We start from the raw sequence: 17554 nt of genomic DNA, 5'->3' as shown, positions 1-17554 counted from the left end.
CCTCCTCGGAGCATGATGCCGAAAACTGTAAGCGGTTTTCGGACAACATCATGCTCTAACTTTTCAATTTATCTGCAATCTCAGGCACTTGCCGGCGAACGGCAGGCGCAGCCGGTAGAGCTTCTCGGGCCAGGCCGATCTCAGCCTGGCGTCGTTCACCTCGATCTCGTCGATTTCGATTTCGCCAGCGCCATCGACAGAAATGCTGCCGAGATCGGCGAGATCGATCCTGTTCTCGGTGATAACAGGCGCGAGGCTCGTCATCAGCGACAGGACCGCCGGCCGGTCGCCGTCATGGGTATCGACGATCTCGATATGGCGGCCACGTTGCAGGGAGACCGTGCGCCGATAGCTGCGCAGTTGCGCTTCCTCGGGATAGGCGCCTGATATTTCGAGGGATATGCGCGCGCTTTCCTCGCCGAATTCGACCTCGACATCCCTGGCGCCGAAGGCTTCGCCGGCGGACTGCATGACGCTGGAGAAGGTCGGCAGGTTGTGATAGGCCGACTGCATCGTCCAGATCTCGTAGCGCCGCGGCGAGAAGGTCTTGGCGGTGTAGGTCTCGACGCCGACATCGATCAGGAACGGGCGTCCGTTCTTATAGAGCGTCACGCTGCCGACATCGTTGTGATTGTGGCCCTCGCCATTATTGCCGCCCTTGACCGCGAGCGAAAACTGCCCGTCGCGGGTGACGAACAGGCCGATGCCGGGATAGAAGATATCCCGCCCGGACACCGGATTCGGCTCGGTCTTTGGAATTGCCGGCCCGGTCAGCAGTTCCTGCACGCGATACCAGAGGTTCCATTCTCCCGGCAGGTGCGGGCTCTCGGCTTCCGCCCGGTCGGCTGCGGCGAAGGCGGCCAGCATCTCGGAACCAACAGCCTTGCCGAACAGATATTCGCGCGCGCTGCAGGGTTCGACCACCGCGGAGGAATCCGCGAAGTTGATATAATGGCGGCCGGCCACATGCATGTGGGCGATATATTCGGCCATGTTGCGGATCTTCGGCTGCCGCCAGATCCTGTCGAACAGGCTGGGCGCAACGCTGTCGAGCACGGTCAGCGCGCCGTGCAGGCAGAGTGCGGCATGGCGGTAATAGACCACGCCTTCCTCGCAGGCGCCGTCCTCGGCGTAGTCCTTCAGAAAGGCATCGAGGCTGCCGAGCGCCTTTTCGGTGACGGCGCGGCGCGCCGGCTGATCGGTCTTCAGCGAAAAGGCGGTCAGCAGAACGTTCTGGGTGATCCAGGCCGTCCAGTTGTTCATCCGCTCCGCGCCGTTGCCCATCCACCAGAAATGCCGGCCGAGATAGGGCGTCAGGATGCGGGCCTCGATCTCGCGCTTCACACGCGCCGCGATCTCCGGGCTGATGCTGTCGAGCGCATCGCCGAGCAAGGCGACGATCGTTGCCAGAAGGGCTGCCGTTTCGGCGGCGAAGAGATCGACGACCGGCTGCGAACTGTCGGGAAGCGGCAGACGCGGGCCGCCGCGCCCATAGGCATTATGTGCCGGAAGCTGCCAGCCGCTCTCCTCGGCGATCAGGAAGATGCCGTCGACGATGCCGGGCAGGAACCGGCCGCTCCCTTCGACGAGTTCGCCCAGCACCAGATCGTTGAGCATCCGCCGCCGTGTGAAATAAAGTTCCTCGAATCGCGAGCGATTGCCGGTCGCCGTATATTCCCGGTAATCCGCGGCCGTGATCAAAGGCCATGTTCGCGCAAGCGTGGCTTCGGCGTCGCGCACGACCACGTCCCGCACCGCCTGCGGCACCGCGCTCCATTTCTTGCGGTCGGAGTAGACGGCTCCTGGCATGAAATCGCCGAGGACGTGCGGCAACGCGCCTGAAATCTCGCTGAACATGTCGCTCCCCGCACCGGAAAAAGCATCGATGGGCCTCTGCCTCCATTTCCACCTATCATATGTTTTTGGCGCTCGCCATAAAATTTGTATGATCTATTCAGAACTTGTTTGACCAATACCGGAGATGTGCTATGTCCTTGGCAGGAGGAAGAACAGGCGGCACCCGTCCGCCCGAACGGCTCTGGATTGAGGCTAGAAAAGCCCGGAAGCCGCCAGCGGAATGCCCGACCAGGAGGAAGCATCGGTGTCCATATCGAATTCGGTCATCGCCAGGGATGGCGCCCCGGCAACTCCACGCCGGAAGGTCGCGGCCCTGTCCAAGCGCCAGCGCAAGATTCGCAGCGCGCTCGTCGCCTATTCCTTCATCGCGCCGAATTTCATCGGTTTCGCCGTCTTCACGCTCGGTCCGATCCTCTTCGCCTTCGCGCTCGCCTTCATGCACTGGGACGGCTCGAATGCGATCACATTCGCGGGGCTCGACAATTTCTGGCGGCTGTTCGACGACAAGGCCTTCGTCGCGGCCTTTTGGAACACGATCATCTATACGGTCGCCTCGGTGCCGGCGACGCTGCTCTGCGCACTCGGCCTCGCCGTCCTCCTCAACCAGAAGATCGCGGGGCGTAATTTCTTCCGCACGGCGATGTTCTTTCCCTATGTCGCCTCGCTGGTCGCCGTCGCCGTCGTCTGGAACATGATCTTCAATCCCGAGATGGGACCGGTGAACATGATCCTCTACACGCTCGGCCTCGACCCGAAGAACATGCCTGGATGGGCGGCCGACCGCCACTGGGCGATGGTGACGGTGATCCTCTTCGGCATCTGGAAGAACATGGGCTATTACATGGTCATCTATCTGGCCGGCCTGCAGGGGATCAATGCCGAGCTCTATGAAGCTGCCGATCTCGACGGCGCCAATTCCTGGCAGAAGTTCATTCATGTCACCGTGCCGCAGCTCGGGCCGACGACCTTTTTCGTCACCGTCATGCTGACGATCCAGTCCTTCAAGGTGTTCGACCAGATCTTCATGATCACCCAGGGCGGCCCCGGCACATCGACGCTCGTGCTCGTCTACCACATCTATAACGAGGCCTTCATTTCCTGGGATCTCGGCTATTCCAGCATGATTTCGCTTGTACTGTTCTTCCTGGTGCTCGCGGTCACGGTCTTCCAGTTCCACCGCCAGAGGGAGGACGAAGCATGAGGATCGCCGGACGCAAGATCACCGTCAAAACCGTCCTCCTCTATGCGATCGTCATCACGGTGACTGTGGTGATGCTGATGCCCTTCGCCTGGATGCTCTCGGCGTCCCTGAAGCTCAGCCGTGACGTCTTCGCCTTCCCGATCGAGTGGATACCGTCGCAGCCGCAGTGGCAGAACTACGTCGACATCTGGACCAAGATCCCGCTCGCGCTTTTCATCTACAACACGTCGAAGCTGACGATCATCGTCACGCTGCTGCAGCTTCTGACGTCGAGCTTTGCCGCCTACGCCTTCGCCAAGCTGAATTTCCCCTACAAGAACACGCTGTTCCTCGGCTATATCGCCACCATCGCCATGCCCTGGCAGGTCTATATGGTGCCGCAATTCCTGCTGATGCGTGAATTCGGCCTCAACAACACGCATCTGGCGCTGATCTGCCTTCAGGCCTTCACCGCCTTCGGCGTTTTCCTGATGCGGCAATTCTACATGTCGATCCCGACCGAGCTTTGCGAAGCGGCCCGCATCGACGGCATGAACGAATATCAGATCTGGGCGCGCATCATGCTGCCGCTCTCCAAGCCCGCCCTCTCGACACTGACGATCTTCACCTTCGTCAGCACCTGGAACGATTTCCTCGGGCCGATGATCTATCTCACCAAGACCGAGCTGAAGACCGTCCAGATCGGCCTGCGCATGTTCATCTCGCAATATTCGGCCGAGTACGGGCTGATCATGGCGGCCTCCGTTGTCGCCCTTGTGCCCGTTCTCGTCGTCTTCCTCGCTCTGCAGCGCTTCTTCGTCGAAGGCATCGCCTCGACGGGACTGAAGGGTTAAAGCCATGAATGCCGTTTCAACAGTCGCCCCGCAGCCGATCACCGACAAGGAAGTGAACGCCGCGCTCGATCTCGCCGTCGAGCAGGTCAGGCGCAACCTTCCCACATTCACCTATGCCGCGCAGAACCATTCGAGCGTCAACAACTTCTATCCCGCAGTCGCCAACGACCAATGGACGGCGGGCTTCTGGCCCGGCGAACTATGGCTCGCCTTCGAGCATAGCGGCGATCCTGTGTTCCGGCATGCCGCGCAGATCCAAGTCCAGTCCTTCCTGCATCGGATCGTCAACCGCATCGAGACCGATCACCACGACATGGGCTTTCTCTATTCGCCCTCCTGCATCGCCGCCTGGAAACTCGTTGGGGACGAGGACGGCCGCAAGGCGGCGATCCTGGCCGCTGACCAGTTGATCGAGCGCTTCCAGCCGATCGGCCAGTTCATCCAGGCCTGGGGCCACAAGGGCAAGGCGGAGGAATACCGCTACATCATCGATTGCCTCTTGAACCTGCCGCTTCTCTACTGGGCAAGCCGCGAGACCGGCGATCCGAAATACCGAGAGATCGCGCTCATTCATGCCCGCACCACGCTCGCCAATTCGGTCCGCCCTGACGATTCCACCTACCACACCTTCTACATGGACCCGGTCACCGGAGCGCCGGTGCGCGGCGCCACCAAACAGGGCTACAAGGATGATAGCGCTTGGGCGCGCGGCCAGGCCTGGGGCATCGCCGGCATGGCGATCTCCTACCGCTACGAGCGGATCGAGGAATATCGCCAGACCTTCGACCGGCTGCTCGCCTTCTATCTCAATCGGCTGCCGGCCGACATGGTGCCCTATTGGGATCTCGTCTTTTCCGATGGCGACGGCGAGCCGCGCGACAGTTCTTCGGCCTCGATCACCGCCTGCGGCCTGCTTGAAATGGCCGACCTCGTCGAGGCGCAAGCCGCCGAGCACTACCGCATGCTGGCGCGGCGCATGATGAAGAGCCTCGCCGACCACTATGCGGTCAAGGACCCCACCGTTTCCAACGGCCTGGTGCTGCACGCCACCTATTCGAAAAAGTCGCCCTTCAACACCTGCCGCGGCGAGGGCGTCGATGAGTGCGTCTCCTGGGGAGATTATTATTACATGGAAGCTTTGACGCGCCTTTCGCGCCGCTGGTCTTCCTATTGGTGACGTCAGGAGAACCCGATGGCCAGCATTTCGCTTAAAGACCTGAACAAATCCTACGGCGCGCTCACCGTCGTCCACGATATCGATCTGGAAATTGCCGATAAGGAATTCATCATCCTGGTCGGGCCCTCCGGTTGCGGTAAATCGACGACGCTCAGGATGATCGCCGGCCTCGAGGAGATCTCCGGCGGAGAACTCAAGATCGGCGGCGACGTCATGAACGACGTCCCCTCCAAGGACCGGGATATCGCCATGGTTTTCCAGAATTATGCGCTCTACCCGCATATGACCGTCTACAAGAACATGGCTTTCGGCCTGCAGCTGCGCAAAGTGTCGCGTGATTTCATCGACAAGCAGGTGCAGGATGCGGCCAAGATCCTCGACATCACCCATCTCCTGAACCGCAAGCCGAAAGCGCTTTCGGGTGGGCAGCGTCAGCGCGTCGCGCTCGGCCGCGCCATGGTGCGCAACCCGGCCGTCTTCCTGCTCGACGAGCCGCTGTCCAACCTCGACGCCAAGCTGCGTGGCACGATGCGGTCGGAAATCACCAAGCTGCACAAGCGCCTCAACGCCACCTTCATCTACGTCACCCACGACCAGGTGGAAGCCATGACGATGGCCGACCGGATCGTCGTGATGAAGGACGGCCACATCCAGCAGGTCGACACACCGCAGAACCTCTACGACCGCCCCGTCAACATGTTCGTCGCCGGCTTCATCGGCGCGCCGCAGATGAACATGCTGCCCTCGACCATTCAGCGCCGGGACGACGGTTACGTCGCCATTTTCGACGGCCGGGAGCTGCCGCTGCCTGCGCATTTCGACAAGAGCAGGATCGCGCCTTACGAGGGCCGCGAACTGGTGCTCGGCATCCGCCCGGAGAATTTCCATGAACTGCCGCCGGCCGACATCCCGGCCGAAAATCTCGCGCCCGTGAAGGCAGTGGTCGAGCTTGCCGAACCCATGGGCTCGGAGGTGCATCTGAACATGGTCGCCGGCGGCCGCAATCTCATCGCCCGTGTGTCGCCGCGCTTCCGGCCCGATATCGGCGAGGAGGCGAGCCTCGTCGCCGACATGAGCAATGCGCAGCTGTTCGACAAGGAAACGGAACGCTCGATTCTTTACTGAGGCGCCTGCGGGAGACGGCCATGCAGTGGTTGCGGGACATGTGGACGAAGGAGGGGCCGGGCATTCCGAAGGATGCGCCTGCGAAGACCGGCCTTGCCCTGTTCGCCGACATCCTCGCCCGCGAATGGTGGGAGATGGTCAAGCTCAACATCCTGTTCATCCTGGCCTCGCTCTTCGTGGTGACGCTGCCGGCAGCCCTCGCCGCCATGGCCCGCGTCTCGGTGGCCTTCGTCGAAGATCGAAATACCTATCTGCTGCGTGACTTCACTGAAGCCTTCCTGCGCTACTTCTGGCGCGCTACCGCCTGGGGCCTGGCCTTGGCAGGCGCGCTTGCGATCGGCGTCCATGCGACTGCCACCTATGCAGCCGGCGCGCGCGGCAATCTGATGCTCGCCGCACCGCTGGCGATCGCGCTCGTGGCGACCGCTTTCCTCGCGGTCACCGCCTGCCATCTCATCGTGCTGATGGTCATGCGCGACCTGCCGGCGCTGCGGCTCCTGCGCCTCGCCGCGCTCGCCTCCGTCGCCCGCCCGCTTCCGGCACTTGCCGCACTCGCCTTCAACGCCGCACTGTGGCTGGCGCACATCCTCTTCTATCCGGTTTCCGTGTTCATGCCGGCGACCTTCAATTTTTCGCTCGGAATGTTCGCCGTCGCATTCGCCGTCCATCGCGCGGCGATGATGGTTCTGGACGTGCCGACGCACGGCAAACAGCATGCAAGAGACGCTTCATAAATAACTGATCCAGGGAAGGAGAACAGCAATGTATATGGATAAATTCGGGAGGACGGTGAAACTTGCCGTGGCAGGTTTCACTCTGGCCGCGACGACGGCAGGCGCAGCACTTGCTCAGGAGGCCGTGACGCTGAAATGGGCTTTGTGGGACTGGGACAAGACGGCCTATTACAAGCCGCTGATCGAGGCCTATCAGGCCAAGCATCCGAACGTGAAGTTCGAGCCGATGGATCTCGGCTCGCAGGATTACCAGCAGATGATTTCGACGCAGCTGACCGGCGGCTCGAAAGATATCGACATCGTCACCATCAAGGACGTGCCGGGCTATACCAATCTGGTGCGCGCCGGCAACATCGCCGATCTCAGTGGCTTCGTGAAGGATCAGAAGATCGATCCGGCGCCCTATGGCGGACTGATCGAGGAGCTGACCATCGACGGCAAGATCTATTCGCTGCCGTTCCGCTCCGACTTCTGGATCGTCTATTACAACAAGGACATCTTCGACAAGGCGGGCGTCCCCTACCCCACCAACGACATGACCTGGGCGCAGTTCGACGAGACCGCCGAGAAGCTCGCAGGCGGCATGGGCACCAACAAGACCTATGGCGCGCTGCTGCATACCTGGCGTTCGACTGTCCAGCTGCCCGGCATTCTCGATGGAAAGCACACGCTGGTCGATGGCGACTACGCCTTTCTGAAGCCCTGGTACGAGCGCGCGCTCACCCTGCAGAAGGATGGCGCCATCCCCTCCTATGCCTTCCTGAAGACCTCGAACACGCACTATTCGGCGCTCTTCTTCAACGGCACGATCGGCATGCTGCCGATGGGCACCTGGTTCGTCGGCACCCAGATCGCCAAGGTCAAATCGGGTGAATCGAAGAGCAAGAACTGGGGCATCGTGAAGTTCCCGCATCCCGATGGCGTACCGGCCGGAACCACGGCCGCGCAGATATCGGGCCTGGCGGTCAATGCCAATTCTACCCACAAGGAGGCCGCGCTCGATTTCATCAAGTTCGTCACCGGCCCCGAGGGCGCGGCCGTCGTCGCATCGACCGGCACCTTCCCGGCGCTGAAGACCGCCGACGTCAGCGCCAAGATCGCCTCGACGCCCGGTTTCCCGCAGGATGAGGCCAGCAAGGAAGCGCTGATACCGGCCAAAGCCTATCTGGAAATGGCGGTCAATCCGAACGCCGCCAAGATCGAGGTGGTGCTCAACCGCGCCCATGACGCGATCATGACCGACAACACCTCCGTCGACGACGGGCTGAAGGAAATGACCGAAGGCGTGAAGGCCATCAAGTAGGCTTCGTGAGATATCGGCGGCCGCGGGCCAGCACTGCCCGCGGCCGATCCTGTTTTAGAAGAGTCAGAGCAGACAATGATCTACGATCCCAGCAGGGCCAACCCGCTTTCCGGCAATCCCCTGAAGACGCGCGACGATCTGGCAAAGGCCGTCATCGACCTTTTCGAGCCGCTCCTGCCCTATTTTTCCGAAGGCGGCGCCCGCGTGCGCCTCGGCGCTGCCGGCGCGATTTTCGACCGGGCTGCGGCGGATCTGGAAGGTTTTGCGCGGCCGCTCTGGGGCATCGTTCCCCTTGCTGCCGGCGGAGGCCACTTCCCGCATTGGGATCTCTACCGGCGCGGGCTCGCGAACGGCACTAACCCCGCTCATCCCGAATATTGGGGCGATCTCGCCGACCGCAACCAGCGGCTCGTCGAACTCGCGGCCGTCGGCTTCGCGCTGGCGCTTGTGCCCGAACATATCTGGGAACCGTTGAGCGACGGCGACAAGCAGACGGTCGCCGCCTATCTCAGCGCGGCGCGGGAACTGGAATTCATCGACAACAACTGGAAATTCTTCCGCGTCCTCATCGATCTCGGGCTGGAGCGCGTGGGTGTTCCGTTCGACCACGGCAAAACAGTCTCCTATCTCGACGAAGCGGAGGCTTTCGATCTCGGCGAAGGCTGGTATCGCGACGGGCCGGTCAGACGGGTCGATCATTACATCCCCTTCGCCATGCATTTCTACGGCCTGATCTATGCCGTGCTGGCGCGCGGCGACGAGGCGCGCAAGGAGCGCTTCCGCCAACGCGCCGAAATCTTCGCCCGGGATATCCGCCACTGGTTCGGCCCCGATGGAGCAGCCCTTGCCTTCGGCCGCAGCCAGACCTACCGCTTTGCGGCCGGCGGCTTCTGGGGCGCGCTTGCCTTTGCCGGTGTCGAAGCGCTGCCTTGGGCCGAGATCAAGGGCTATTACATGCGCCATATCCGCTGGTGGTCGGCGCTGCCGATCGCCGACCGCGATGGCGTTCTCTCCGTTGGCTACGGCTATCCGAACCTCCTGATGAGCGAGAGCTACAACTCCCCCGGCTCGCCTTATTGGGCGCTCAAATTCTTCCTGCCGCTCGCCCTTCCCGAAAGCCATCCGTTCTGGAGCGCCGAAGAAGCGCCGCAACCGCAATTCCCGCAGCCGGTTCCACTGAAGCCGGCCGGGATGGTGGCCATGCATACGCCGGGAAATGTCGTCGTGCTTTCCTCCGGCCAGCAGCACGACAAGATGCGCGGCGCCAACGAGAAATATTCGAAATTCGTCTATTCCACCCGCTACGCCTTCAACATCGAGGCCGACGACCGCAATTTTGCGGCCGCCAGCTTCGACAGCATGCTCGGCCTCTCCGACGACGGCACCCATTTCCGCATGCGCGAGACAATGGAAGAGGCGCTGATATCCGGCGATCGGCTCTATTCGCGCTGGCGCCCCTGGAACGACGTCATCATCGAAACCTGGCTCATTCCCGCAAACCCCTGGCACATCCGCATCCACCGCGTTGCCACACCCCGAACGCTGAGCACCATCGAGGGCGGCTTCGCGATCGAACGCGCCGATTTCAACGCCGATCGCTCCGAACAGACGGCTGGCCGCGCCGTCTGGTACGGACAGACCGATGTCAGCGCGATCCTCGATCTATCGCCGAACCCCAGAGCCGGCCATGCGATGAGCCCTATCCCGAACACCAACCTGATCCACGCCAAGACCCTGCTGCCACAGCTGCGCGGCAAAATCGGCTCCGGCACCACCGTGCTCGTGACCGCGGCAATGGCGCTGCCCAGCGGCGAGGATTGCGCAGAGGCGCTACGCGATCTGCCGGTATGTCCCGATCTTGAAGAGGTGGAGCGCGATATCCGCGAGAACGGCGTGCGTGTTCCGGCATTCGCTCTTCGGCCGTAGGTGCCTTGAAAGGTAAGAGGTAGGGATAGCAGAAGTCAGAGGACTTTCGGTCCATCGGCGATGTGCTTGTCATTCAAAAGCTTGGCATCGAGATGACTAAGTCCCGGCTGCATCTGCGACGCCTCGATCGCGTCAAACTCCTGATCGCTGAGTGTCGGCATCAACTCGACGCGACGATCTCGTCGAGGAGAACTATTCGATGTGTTGGGCTTGGCCATTTTGTAGCCGATAAAATCCAGTCTGCGGCACCGGCAATTCTAGCATTTCTTCCCTTGATAATCCAAGATACATGCCTCGTATCAGTCTCCCCGTCAGTCCATGGGATATGGCTATCGTGGTCGAGCGAAGCTGCGACAGCCACTCCGTGATGCGGGCGCAGGCTGCATCGAATGTTTCTCCATCCGGCGATCGAAAGAACCAGTTGAAGGCATCCGCACCTTCGAGCATGCCCGGATATTCCATGTCGATTTCATAGTGGCTCATGCCATCCCAGGAGCCGGTCGTCACTTCCATCAATCGCGGTTCGTCGCGGCTGCCCAAGGGCACATACCGCGCAATGCGCGCCGCTGTTTCCTTCGTGCGGCCCAACGGGCTGACATGAACATCAATTTGACCGGGATGCCGCTCAAGTTCGCGAGCGAGCCGCCGACCCGTCTCATCCGCTTGCTGCTGCCCTCTTTCAGTAAGCGGTGAATCCTTCTGCCCCTGAAAGCGACCTGCCGCATTCCAGATGGTCTCGCCGTGTCGAAGGAGAAAAATGGTCGTCAATTCTTTGAACCTTTTATGGGATGCTGCTGAAATCCGATAATCGATTCATAAGGTTGGCGAGCCTCTTTGACATTTCTAGGACCGTTTTCCTGCGGTCCACTCAACATTGTATGCCGCAGCGATCCGTTGCGCCAACTCCGCCATTTGATCGTCGGGTATCTGGAGAACGCCATGCTCCGCCATCAACGCGTGGTATTGCTGCTCTTCAAGGGGCACGCCGAAAGGCAAGGGAACGACGTGAAAATGCAAGTGGCTGTTGGCTTGCTGACTGCCAAGCGAAAGCACATAAATTCGCTCGGCATCGAACACGCTTTTGAGGGCACGAGACAAAATGTGCACCTTCTCCTGTAGCCGAAGATATTCATCTGTCGATATGTCTCGTGCCAAATCCTCCCGATGCTCCCTCGGGCAGACGAGGCAATAGCCTGGCAGAGTCGGATATTTGCTGAGGAAGATGACGGTTTCCTCGTCCTCGAAAATACGATGATGAAAGAAAGCGGGGTCGTTCCCGACAAGGCCGCAGATAAAGCAAGGCCTTGTTGCAATATCCTGCACATAGGCTTCGAGATCGAAGGGTTGGCGGTCGATCATTTTGAACCTCTGCAATCTCACTGCGGTCAATGAGATTACCGATCACAGCCGAAAAGCGAAAGCCGCGCCGAAAAAGGAGCTGCCTTGTCCCGCCTACCGGGCACCAGCAACGCGCAGCTCGTCCGATATCTCCGCGCCGATCGGAAGCCGCAGCGTGAAGGTCGTGCCGTTGCCGCGGCTGCTTGCCACCTCGATCGTGCCGCCGTGCAGTTCGATGATCTGCTTGACGAGGTTGAGGCCGATGCCGGTGCCGGCGATGCCGGTGGAGCTTCTGGCGCGGAAATAGCGCTGGAACATTTTCGGCAGGTCGTCGGCATCGATGCCGATGCCTTCGTCGCGCACCCGGATGCAGACGCTTTCGCCTTCCTGCCAGCCTGTCACGTGGACGTTCGGGGCATCGGGCGCGTATTTCACCGCGTTCGAGAAGAGGTTGCTGAAGACCTGGTCCAGCGCCGGCTGATCGCCGAAGATGGTCGGAGGAAGGCGATCGAGTTCGAGCAGGAAACGATGCGAGCGCCGGATGCCCTCCTGGCGGGCGCTGCAGGTTTCGATGATCTCGGCAATCGAGCAGGGCTTATGCACGATGGTGATGCGGCCATGATCCAGCCGCCCGGCGGCGAGAATGCTTTCCATCAGTTCGAGCATGCGGGACACCGAGCTTCGGATCTGCTCCGCCTTTTCCGCCAGGAACTCGGGCGTCGCCGCCTCCTTGCGCCGGATCAGCCGCTGCGCGGCACCATCGATGACAGCAAGCGGCGTGCGGAATTCATGCGATGCCATCGATACGAACTGGCGCTGCAACTCGTTGATCTGCTTTTCCTGTTCGAGCATCCGTTCGAGTTCTTCGGTCTGCCGCGCCAGTTCGACGGTGCGCGAGCGCACCATCTCTTCGAGCGTGTCCCGGTGCTGCAGCAATGCCTTTTCAGCAAGCTTGGCTTCGGTAACGTCGACGACGGCCGCCAGCGCCGCGGCGCTGCCCTTGTAGTTCAGGCAGGTGGAATAGACGGTAACGTCGATCGCCGTGCCGTCCTTCCTCATATGCCGGGAGGAGCGGGTCGAAGCGACGGCCGGGTCCTCGGCGTCGAAGATAGCAGTCTCCGGCCGCCTTGCATCTTCCGGCGCCTGGATGTCGAGCAGCGTCATCGTCAGGAACTGGTCCAGGCGATAGCCGTAATGGTCTATGGCAGCCTGGTTCACGTGCAGGAATTTCAGGGTGTCCCGATCATAAACCCACATCGGCATCGGGTTGCCTTCGAACAGCAGCCTGAACGAGGCCTCCTGCATCTTGAGATCGGTGATATCGACGCGGATGCCGACGCTGCCGCCGTCGGAAACGCGGCGCTCCTCGATCCTTATCCATCGGTTTCCGGGCAGGCGCTGCTCATGCTTGCTGCTGGGCTCGGTATGATAGGCCAGCCGCTCCGTGAGCCACTCTTCCTCGCGTCCGATTGCTTCCGGATATTGGCCGCATTCGATGCCGGCGCGCAGGCGGTCTTCGAAACGCATTCCCTTGAGAAGCTTGTCGCCGCTTTCCTCGTAGAGCTGTTCATATCTGCGGTTCCACAGCACGAAGCGGTCTTCGGCGTCGAACAGGACGAGCCCTTCCGGCACGACTTCGAAGGCCGCGAGAAGCCGGGCATGCGCCGCCCGCGCTTCCTGCTCGGCGCGCTCCGCCTGGGCGTGCGCCTGCGCAAGGGCTTTTTCGGCGCGCCAAGCCTGGGTGATATCCTCGTGGGTCGATACCCAGCCGCCATCGCGCGTGCGCTGATGATAGCCGCGGATGATCTGGCCGGACTTGAGCTCCTTGATCCAGTCCTGGGGGGTATCGCCCATATTGGTCGCCTCGGCCCAGACGAGATATTCCGAGGTCGATGCAAAGGGAACGGCGCCGACTTCATGCCGGAGGTTCAAGATGTCTTCGAGCGACTGTCCCGGGTGGATGACGGATGGATCGAGTCCGTAGACCTCCGCGTAGCGGCTGTTCGAAAGCAGCAGCCGGCCGCCTTCGTCGAACAGGCATACGCCCTGCCCCATGCTGGCAAGGGCCGTATCGAGCTGCTCGTTGCGCTCCTGCAGCCGCGCCTGAGCCGTGCCGAGTTCGATATGTCTCTTGATGCGGGCGACGAGTTCGGGGGTGGAGACGAGATTGGAAACGCAATCCACCGCGCCGACAGCAAGTGCTGCAATCGCAGTCTCCTCGTCCTGCGGCGACACGAGGATGATGACAGGGATATCGCGCGTGGCAGCATTTTCCTTGAGACGCCGGCAGTCTTCCAGGCCGCGTCCCTCCGGTGATGTCGCGTCCAGCAGGATAAGGTCAGGCAGGGGCCGCTTGCCGGCGCGCTCATGAAGCTCGTTGCGATCGAGAAGGCTGATCACGATGCCATGTTGAGTTAGGCCATCGCCAAGATCAAGCCGGCTCGACAATGCGCCGCCCGTTGCAAAGATTGTGTGCAGCTCGCCGGACAAGACCATCCTCCGTTTGCCCATAGAAACGCGACTATAGGTCGTGCCGGTTAATAAGCGCCTTACCGGTGGTCGTTGTCGCCCAGTGTGGATGGTGCTCCTGGCCGGCAAGCGGAGGAACCCTCCATTCGCCGATGCGTTCACCCAAGCACCGGCCTCAGGAGGTCTCATGTCCGCCGACCCCGCCGTTTCAACCGCCGATCTCGAACCTCGCAAGGGCAGCCCCAGCCCAAGGCTCGACGAAGCTGCGTTCAAACGGCGCTTCCTCAACCAGTTCAAGGACCCGGCCTATGGCGCTTTGCAGGCCGAGCTTTCGAAGCTCGCTTCGGCGGCCTGGGAGGCTTACGCACATTCGAGAAAGAGCCCGAAGACGCGGAAAGGGGGACCGGGCTTCGCGGACCCTGATTACGATCTGGCCGAGGACTGGCTGGCCGCCCGCGATGCCATTCATGCCGCGCAGGAACGGAACGAAGATCCAAACGGTCCCATCCGCATTCTTCTCATCAATGGTTCCACCCGCAGCGAGCACACCTGTCCGGGAGAACTTTCGAAAAGCTACCGCATGGTGGAGATCGCACGGGCGGTGCTCGAGCAGCAGCCGCGCGTGAAGGTCGAGGTCCTCGATCTCAGCCGAGTGGCCTCCGAATATGGCCGGCAAATCCATCCGTGCAAGGCCTGCTTCTCCACCTCGGCCGCACTCTGTCATTGGCCCTGCAGCTGCTATCCCAATTATTCGCTTGGCCAGATCCACGATTGGATGAACGAGATCTATCCGATGTGGGTCGAGGCGCACGGCATCATGATCGTCACTCCGGTGCACTGGTACCAGGCGCCATCCGCCCTGAAGCTGATGATCGACCGGCTCGTCTGCGCCGATGGCGGCAACCCCGATCCGACAAGCACCCATGGCAAGCATGCCAAGGAGGCCAAGGAACTCGAAATGAAAGGCTGGCCCTATCCCCGGCATCTGGCGGGCCGCATGTTTTCCGTCATCGTTCATGGCGACACCGAAGGGACGGAGAATGCCCGCAGAAGCCTGTCGGACTGGCTGAAGTCTATGGATCTCGTTCCAGCCGGCGCGCTTGCCGAAATCGATCGATATATCGGCTATTGGGAGCCTTATGCGACGAGCCATGCTGCCTATGAAAAAGACCAGCCTATGCAGGAGGAGGTTCGCAACGCGGCTCGAACGCTTTATGAGGCCGTTGCGGCCAAGCGCAGGGGGCATCAGGTTTCCGCGGGAGAGGAGTTGCAGCCGCCGCGCCAGAAGTAGTGATATCAGCACAGCGCCACCGCGCTGCCTCTGGCGGCCGATGGACTACCCTGCGTTTCCCATCTCTCTGAGGATATCGAGCCCGCGCTGATATTTCTCGGTTTTCTTGCCGGCCTGCTCGGCCTGTTGCAGGTTGTCTTCGAGGTCGGCCCTCTTGACCGGCAAGGCAAGCGGGTTTGATGCCGCGCGCCTGACGAAGTCATCGTCCGGCTCGTCCGGCCGCTGCGTCAAGGCATCGACGGCGGAGATAATCGCCGGTGGGAAGCCTTCTTCCTTCAGCCGATCGAGCGTCCAGCCGCTGCCTTTCTCGACGACGTCGTGGAGATAAGCGACTGTTTTCGCTTCATCGCCGGAAACGAGAAATGCCACCCGCTGGCAGTGTTCGAAGTAGGGTTTGCCGGTCTTGTCCGCCTGCCCTTTATGAGCCTCCATAGCGATCTGCATGGCGTGATCGAGATGCTGCATGGCGATCAAGGCCCTTCGGTCTTCCTGACCTCCCGCGCGGAAGGCTTTGCGCCCGTCGTGATCTCGACATCGGGCACGGGCGCCGCGGCAAACTGGCCAGGCGCCGTTCGCGGCGGGTCGAAATCGCCGCTCTCACCTGCGGCCTGAAGCAGGGCAGCGTCGTCGCGGTCGTCTTCGTCGATCAGGTCCTGCAGCGTCTCATGCTCGTCTTCGCCGGCCAGTTCATCGCAGGCCTGCAACCAATGGCGCAGGTCCGCGCCCTCCGGGCGGCCTTCCGCCTCCCAGATCTCATAGGCGCGCTGGCGTATCTGCTCGTGCTTGTCTATGGCCATGATCTCCTCCGGGGTTCAGCGGATCGAGGCGCTAGGCTGCCATTTCGCGGCAGCTTTCGGCGCAGCTTCGGCAGGCATCGACGCATTCCTGCATGTCGCCCACCCTTTCGCAGTCGGCTGCGCATTCCGAGCAGATTTCCGCGCATTCGCGGCATGTGTGCCTATGATGATCCGTGCCGATCAGCATGAAGTGCGCCGATGTGCGGCAGATTTCGGCGCAAGCCATCATCAATCTGAAATGCGCGGGTTCGGTATGCCTGCCGCCGGCTTCGAGACAATGGTTCATCGCCGTTTGAAGACAAACGCTGTAGCAGCGCAGGCAATTATCGATGCATGTCTGCATTTTCGCGTCGAGCCGATGCATTCTTCATCCTCCTCTTTGAAACGCGGTTGAGGGAGCCGCCCGAAGGCGGCGGTCTTCAGGGCGTATTGATGGTCGGCAGAAAATCTTCCACCTGCTTGCGCTCGTCCTTCGAGAGCGTCTCGACCCGTTCCTGCCAGAACCGCTCGGCCTCCGGCGGGTCTTCCTTCCAATGGCGGACGGTGGTGATGTTGTCGTCGATCTTGGAGCGGCGGTTGCCGCCGAGGCGAAGATATTCCTTCGCTAGTCTCAGGCTCTGGGTTTCTGAGCCGCTGTCGGCGTCTGCCGGCAAGCTCGTGTTGCGCAGGGCGGCGTCCAGCGCCTTTTTGCGGTCGCTCTCGGCCTGTGCCGTATCCGCTGAGCGCGCATCATCAGTGCCGCTTTCGGGCAGCACGGTCGAATTGGAAGTCATGTCACGTCCTCCTTCCGTCATGCAAGGCGCGCAGGCTCGCCCCGCGATCCAATAACCGTCGGGGGCAGCGAGAGTTCCGGATGATGCGATTGATTTGGAAGGAGACGGCCGCCCGGGCAGGCGGCCGGCGATCAATGAACGGCCATGCTCACCATGCGATAGGGGTGCACGGCCTCGAACTGCAGGATCATCGCGGTCGCCTGCTGCAAGACGAGCTCGGCATTTTCAGGATCGTCACGGGCAAGTTCGTCGGCATTGATGCGGATCGCCTCGGCCATGTTGGTGGAAACGGCGGCAAAGTGACTATTGCCTTCGACCAGCGCCTCACGCGCCGTATCCTCCAGCGTGCGGGCGATATCGACGAAGACTTCTTCGCGCTCTTCGATACTGAGGTCTTTGATTATATTGGTTTTCTCTTCCATTTCAGCCACTCCAAAAAGACGTGGGACACAACCGAGCTCATCAAGCCTCGATCACCGAAGAGCTGGGAATGCCAAGGTGCGGATTCAAGCCTCGGTACGCTTGAACGCGCCTTCGAAACCCGAGCGCGACGACCATCGCCTGCATTTCGAACGCAGGAGTTGATCTTCGGTTCCCTTAAGCGCTGCTCCCCTGGACGTTGGTCCGATGAGGGCTGGCAGTCGCCGCCGGAGAGTGCTAAATTTTTCCTTCATCCTCTTGAAATCGAAAAGCCGTCGAACCAGATCATTCCCGCAAACGCGCCCGCACG

General features: G+C 61.3%; 18 protein-coding genes. 8 read left to right on the top strand and 10 right to left on the bottom strand.

The genetic code is table 11. The features are described from left to right. Positions 1–63 precede the first annotated feature (63 nt). A complete protein-coding gene (locus tag ATY76_RS15690) occupies positions 64–1857 on the bottom strand; it encodes a heparinase II/III family protein (RefSeq protein WP_088675655.1) in 1794 nt (597 codons plus the stop codon). Positions 1858–2077: 220 nt separating this feature from the next. On the opposite strand from ATY76_RS15690, the gene ATY76_RS15685 reads away from it, so the two are divergent. From ATY76_RS15685 to ATY76_RS15655, 7 genes are all read left to right on the top strand, one after another. Next, positions 2078–3058: a sugar ABC transporter permease gene (locus ATY76_RS15685; protein WP_245309908.1), complete on the top strand. Its 981-nt coding sequence runs from the start codon at positions 2078–2080 to the stop codon at positions 3056–3058. After that, entirely contained in the window at positions 3055–3891 is an 837-nt protein-coding gene (locus ATY76_RS15680) for a carbohydrate ABC transporter permease (RefSeq protein ID WP_016735859.1), read from the top strand. Before ATY76_RS15685 ends, ATY76_RS15680 begins: the two co-directional genes overlap by 4 nt. A gap of 4 nt (positions 3892–3895) precedes the next feature. Next, positions 3896–5068, top strand: coding sequence for a glycoside hydrolase family 88 protein (locus tag ATY76_RS15675; protein ID WP_088675654.1), 1173 nt, complete (start codon positions 3896–3898; stop codon positions 5066–5068). A gap of 15 nt (positions 5069–5083) precedes the next feature. After that, positions 5084–6193, top strand: a complete 1110-nt coding sequence (gene ugpC / locus ATY76_RS15670) for a sn-glycerol-3-phosphate ABC transporter ATP-binding protein UgpC (RefSeq protein ID WP_088675653.1) — start codon at positions 5084–5086, stop codon at positions 6191–6193. A 20-nt stretch (positions 6194–6213) separates the two neighbouring features. Beyond that, positions 6214–6927, top strand: coding sequence for a YesL family protein (locus ATY76_RS15665; protein WP_088675652.1), 714 nt, complete (start codon positions 6214–6216; stop codon positions 6925–6927). Between the two features lie 28 nt (positions 6928–6955). Then, on the top strand, positions 6956–8230 hold the full coding sequence (locus ATY76_RS15660; protein WP_088675651.1) for a sugar ABC transporter substrate-binding protein: 1275 nt from the start codon (positions 6956–6958) through the stop codon (positions 8228–8230). A 75-nt stretch (positions 8231–8305) separates the two neighbouring features. Continuing rightward, positions 8306–10156 (top strand): DUF2264 domain-containing protein, encoded by a 1851-nt coding sequence (locus ATY76_RS15655; RefSeq protein WP_088675650.1) that lies wholly within the window; start codon positions 8306–8308, stop codon positions 10154–10156. Between the two features lie 35 nt (positions 10157–10191). On the opposite strand, the gene ATY76_RS33255 is transcribed toward ATY76_RS15655, so the two are convergent. From ATY76_RS33255 to ATY76_RS15640, 4 genes are all read right to left on the bottom strand, one after another. Next, positions 10192–10374 carry a hypothetical protein gene (locus ATY76_RS33255; protein WP_141105023.1) on the bottom strand — a complete coding sequence of 61 codons (183 nt, stop codon included), beginning with the start codon at positions 10372–10374 and terminating at the stop codon, positions 10192–10194. Beyond that, positions 10349–10924, bottom strand: coding sequence for a histidine phosphatase family protein (locus ATY76_RS15650; RefSeq protein WP_088675649.1), 576 nt, complete (start codon positions 10922–10924; stop codon positions 10349–10351). Before ATY76_RS15650 ends, ATY76_RS33255 begins: the two co-directional genes overlap by 26 nt. Positions 10925–10999: 75 nt before the next feature. Further along, entirely contained in the window at positions 11000–11515 is a 516-nt protein-coding gene (locus ATY76_RS15645; RefSeq protein ID WP_088675648.1) for an HIT family protein, read from the bottom strand. A 93-nt stretch (positions 11516–11608) separates the two neighbouring features. After that, complete coding sequence (locus ATY76_RS15640) at positions 11609–13984, bottom strand: PAS-domain containing protein (protein ID WP_088676065.1); 2376 nt, start codon at positions 13982–13984, stop codon at positions 11609–11611. Between the two features lie 166 nt (positions 13985–14150). Here ATY76_RS15640 and ATY76_RS15635 point away from each other — a divergent pair, with 166 nt between their 5' ends. Beyond that, positions 14151–15254, top strand: a complete 1104-nt coding sequence (locus ATY76_RS15635; RefSeq protein ID WP_088675647.1) for a flavodoxin family protein — start codon at positions 14151–14153, stop codon at positions 15252–15254. A 45-nt stretch (positions 15255–15299) separates the two neighbouring features. On the opposite strand, the gene ATY76_RS15630 is transcribed toward ATY76_RS15635, so the two are convergent. From ATY76_RS15630 to ATY76_RS15610, 5 genes are all read right to left on the bottom strand, one after another. Next, positions 15300–15719 (bottom strand): HD domain-containing protein, encoded by a 420-nt coding sequence (locus ATY76_RS15630; RefSeq protein ID WP_088676064.1) that lies wholly within the window; start codon positions 15717–15719, stop codon positions 15300–15302. Positions 15720–15724: 5 nt separating this feature from the next. Further along, positions 15725–16051 carry a DUF2934 domain-containing protein gene (locus tag ATY76_RS15625; protein WP_088675646.1) on the bottom strand — a complete coding sequence of 109 codons (327 nt, stop codon included), beginning with the start codon at positions 16049–16051 and terminating at the stop codon, positions 15725–15727. Positions 16052–16082: 31 nt separating this feature from the next. Further along, on the bottom strand, positions 16083–16415 hold the full coding sequence (locus ATY76_RS15620; RefSeq protein ID WP_088675645.1) for a four-helix bundle copper-binding protein: 333 nt from the start codon (positions 16413–16415) through the stop codon (positions 16083–16085). 55 nt (positions 16416–16470) lie between these two features. Beyond that, positions 16471–16824, bottom strand: a complete 354-nt coding sequence (locus tag ATY76_RS15615) for a hypothetical protein (protein WP_088675644.1) — start codon at positions 16822–16824, stop codon at positions 16471–16473. 131 nt (positions 16825–16955) lie between these two features. After that, the gene (locus ATY76_RS15610; RefSeq protein WP_088675643.1) at positions 16956–17246 is read right to left on the bottom strand and encodes a hypothetical protein; all 291 of its coding nucleotides are present in this window, start codon (positions 17244–17246) and stop codon (positions 16956–16958) included. Positions 17247–17554 lie beyond the last annotated feature (308 nt).

It is taken from the genome of Rhizobium sp. R339 (genome assembly GCF_002211395.1).
In the GTDB taxonomy this organism is placed as follows: domain Bacteria; phylum Pseudomonadota; class Alphaproteobacteria; order Rhizobiales; family Rhizobiaceae; genus Rhizobium.
This window is presented reverse-complemented; position numbering and strand designations above follow the sequence as displayed.

Bases quoted from the DNA above. Each gene is read 5' to 3' on its own strand.
- ATY76_RS15685 (WP_245309908.1), top strand. From the start codon at position 2,078: ATGCCCGACCAGGAGGAAGCATCGGTGTCCATATCGAATTCGGTCATC.
- ATY76_RS15630 (WP_088676064.1), bottom strand. From the start codon at position 15,719: ATGCAGCATCTCGATCACGCCATGCAGATCGCTATGGAGGCTCATAAA.
- ATY76_RS15645 (WP_088675648.1), bottom strand. From the start codon at position 11,515: ATGATCGACCGCCAACCCTTCGATCTCGAAGCCTATGTGCAGGATATT.
- ATY76_RS15620 (WP_088675645.1), bottom strand. From the start codon at position 16,415: ATGCATCGGCTCGACGCGAAAATGCAGACATGCATCGATAATTGCCTG.
- ATY76_RS33255 (WP_141105023.1), bottom strand. From the start codon at position 10,374: ATGGCCAAGCCCAACACATCGAATAGTTCTCCTCGACGAGATCGTCGC.
- ATY76_RS15660 (WP_088675651.1), top strand. From the start codon at position 6,956: ATGTATATGGATAAATTCGGGAGGACGGTGAAACTTGCCGTGGCAGGT.
- ATY76_RS15665 (WP_088675652.1), top strand. From the start codon at position 6,214: ATGCAGTGGTTGCGGGACATGTGGACGAAGGAGGGGCCGGGCATTCCG.
- ATY76_RS15690 (WP_088675655.1), bottom strand. From the start codon at position 1,857: ATGTTCAGCGAGATTTCAGGCGCGTTGCCGCACGTCCTCGGCGATTTC.
- ugpC (WP_088675653.1), top strand. From the start codon at position 5,084: ATGGCCAGCATTTCGCTTAAAGACCTGAACAAATCCTACGGCGCGCTC.
- ATY76_RS15635 (WP_088675647.1), top strand. From the start codon at position 14,151: ATGTCCGCCGACCCCGCCGTTTCAACCGCCGATCTCGAACCTCGCAAG.
- ATY76_RS15610 (WP_088675643.1), bottom strand. From the start codon at position 17,246: ATGGAAGAGAAAACCAATATAATCAAAGACCTCAGTATCGAAGAGCGC.
- ATY76_RS15680 (WP_016735859.1), top strand. From the start codon at position 3,055: ATGAGGATCGCCGGACGCAAGATCACCGTCAAAACCGTCCTCCTCTAT.
- ATY76_RS15615 (WP_088675644.1), bottom strand. From the start codon at position 16,824: ATGACTTCCAATTCGACCGTGCTGCCCGAAAGCGGCACTGATGATGCG.
- ATY76_RS15675 (WP_088675654.1), top strand. From the start codon at position 3,896: ATGAATGCCGTTTCAACAGTCGCCCCGCAGCCGATCACCGACAAGGAA.
- ATY76_RS15625 (WP_088675646.1), bottom strand. From the start codon at position 16,051: ATGGCCATAGACAAGCACGAGCAGATACGCCAGCGCGCCTATGAGATC.
- ATY76_RS15655 (WP_088675650.1), top strand. From the start codon at position 8,306: ATGATCTACGATCCCAGCAGGGCCAACCCGCTTTCCGGCAATCCCCTG.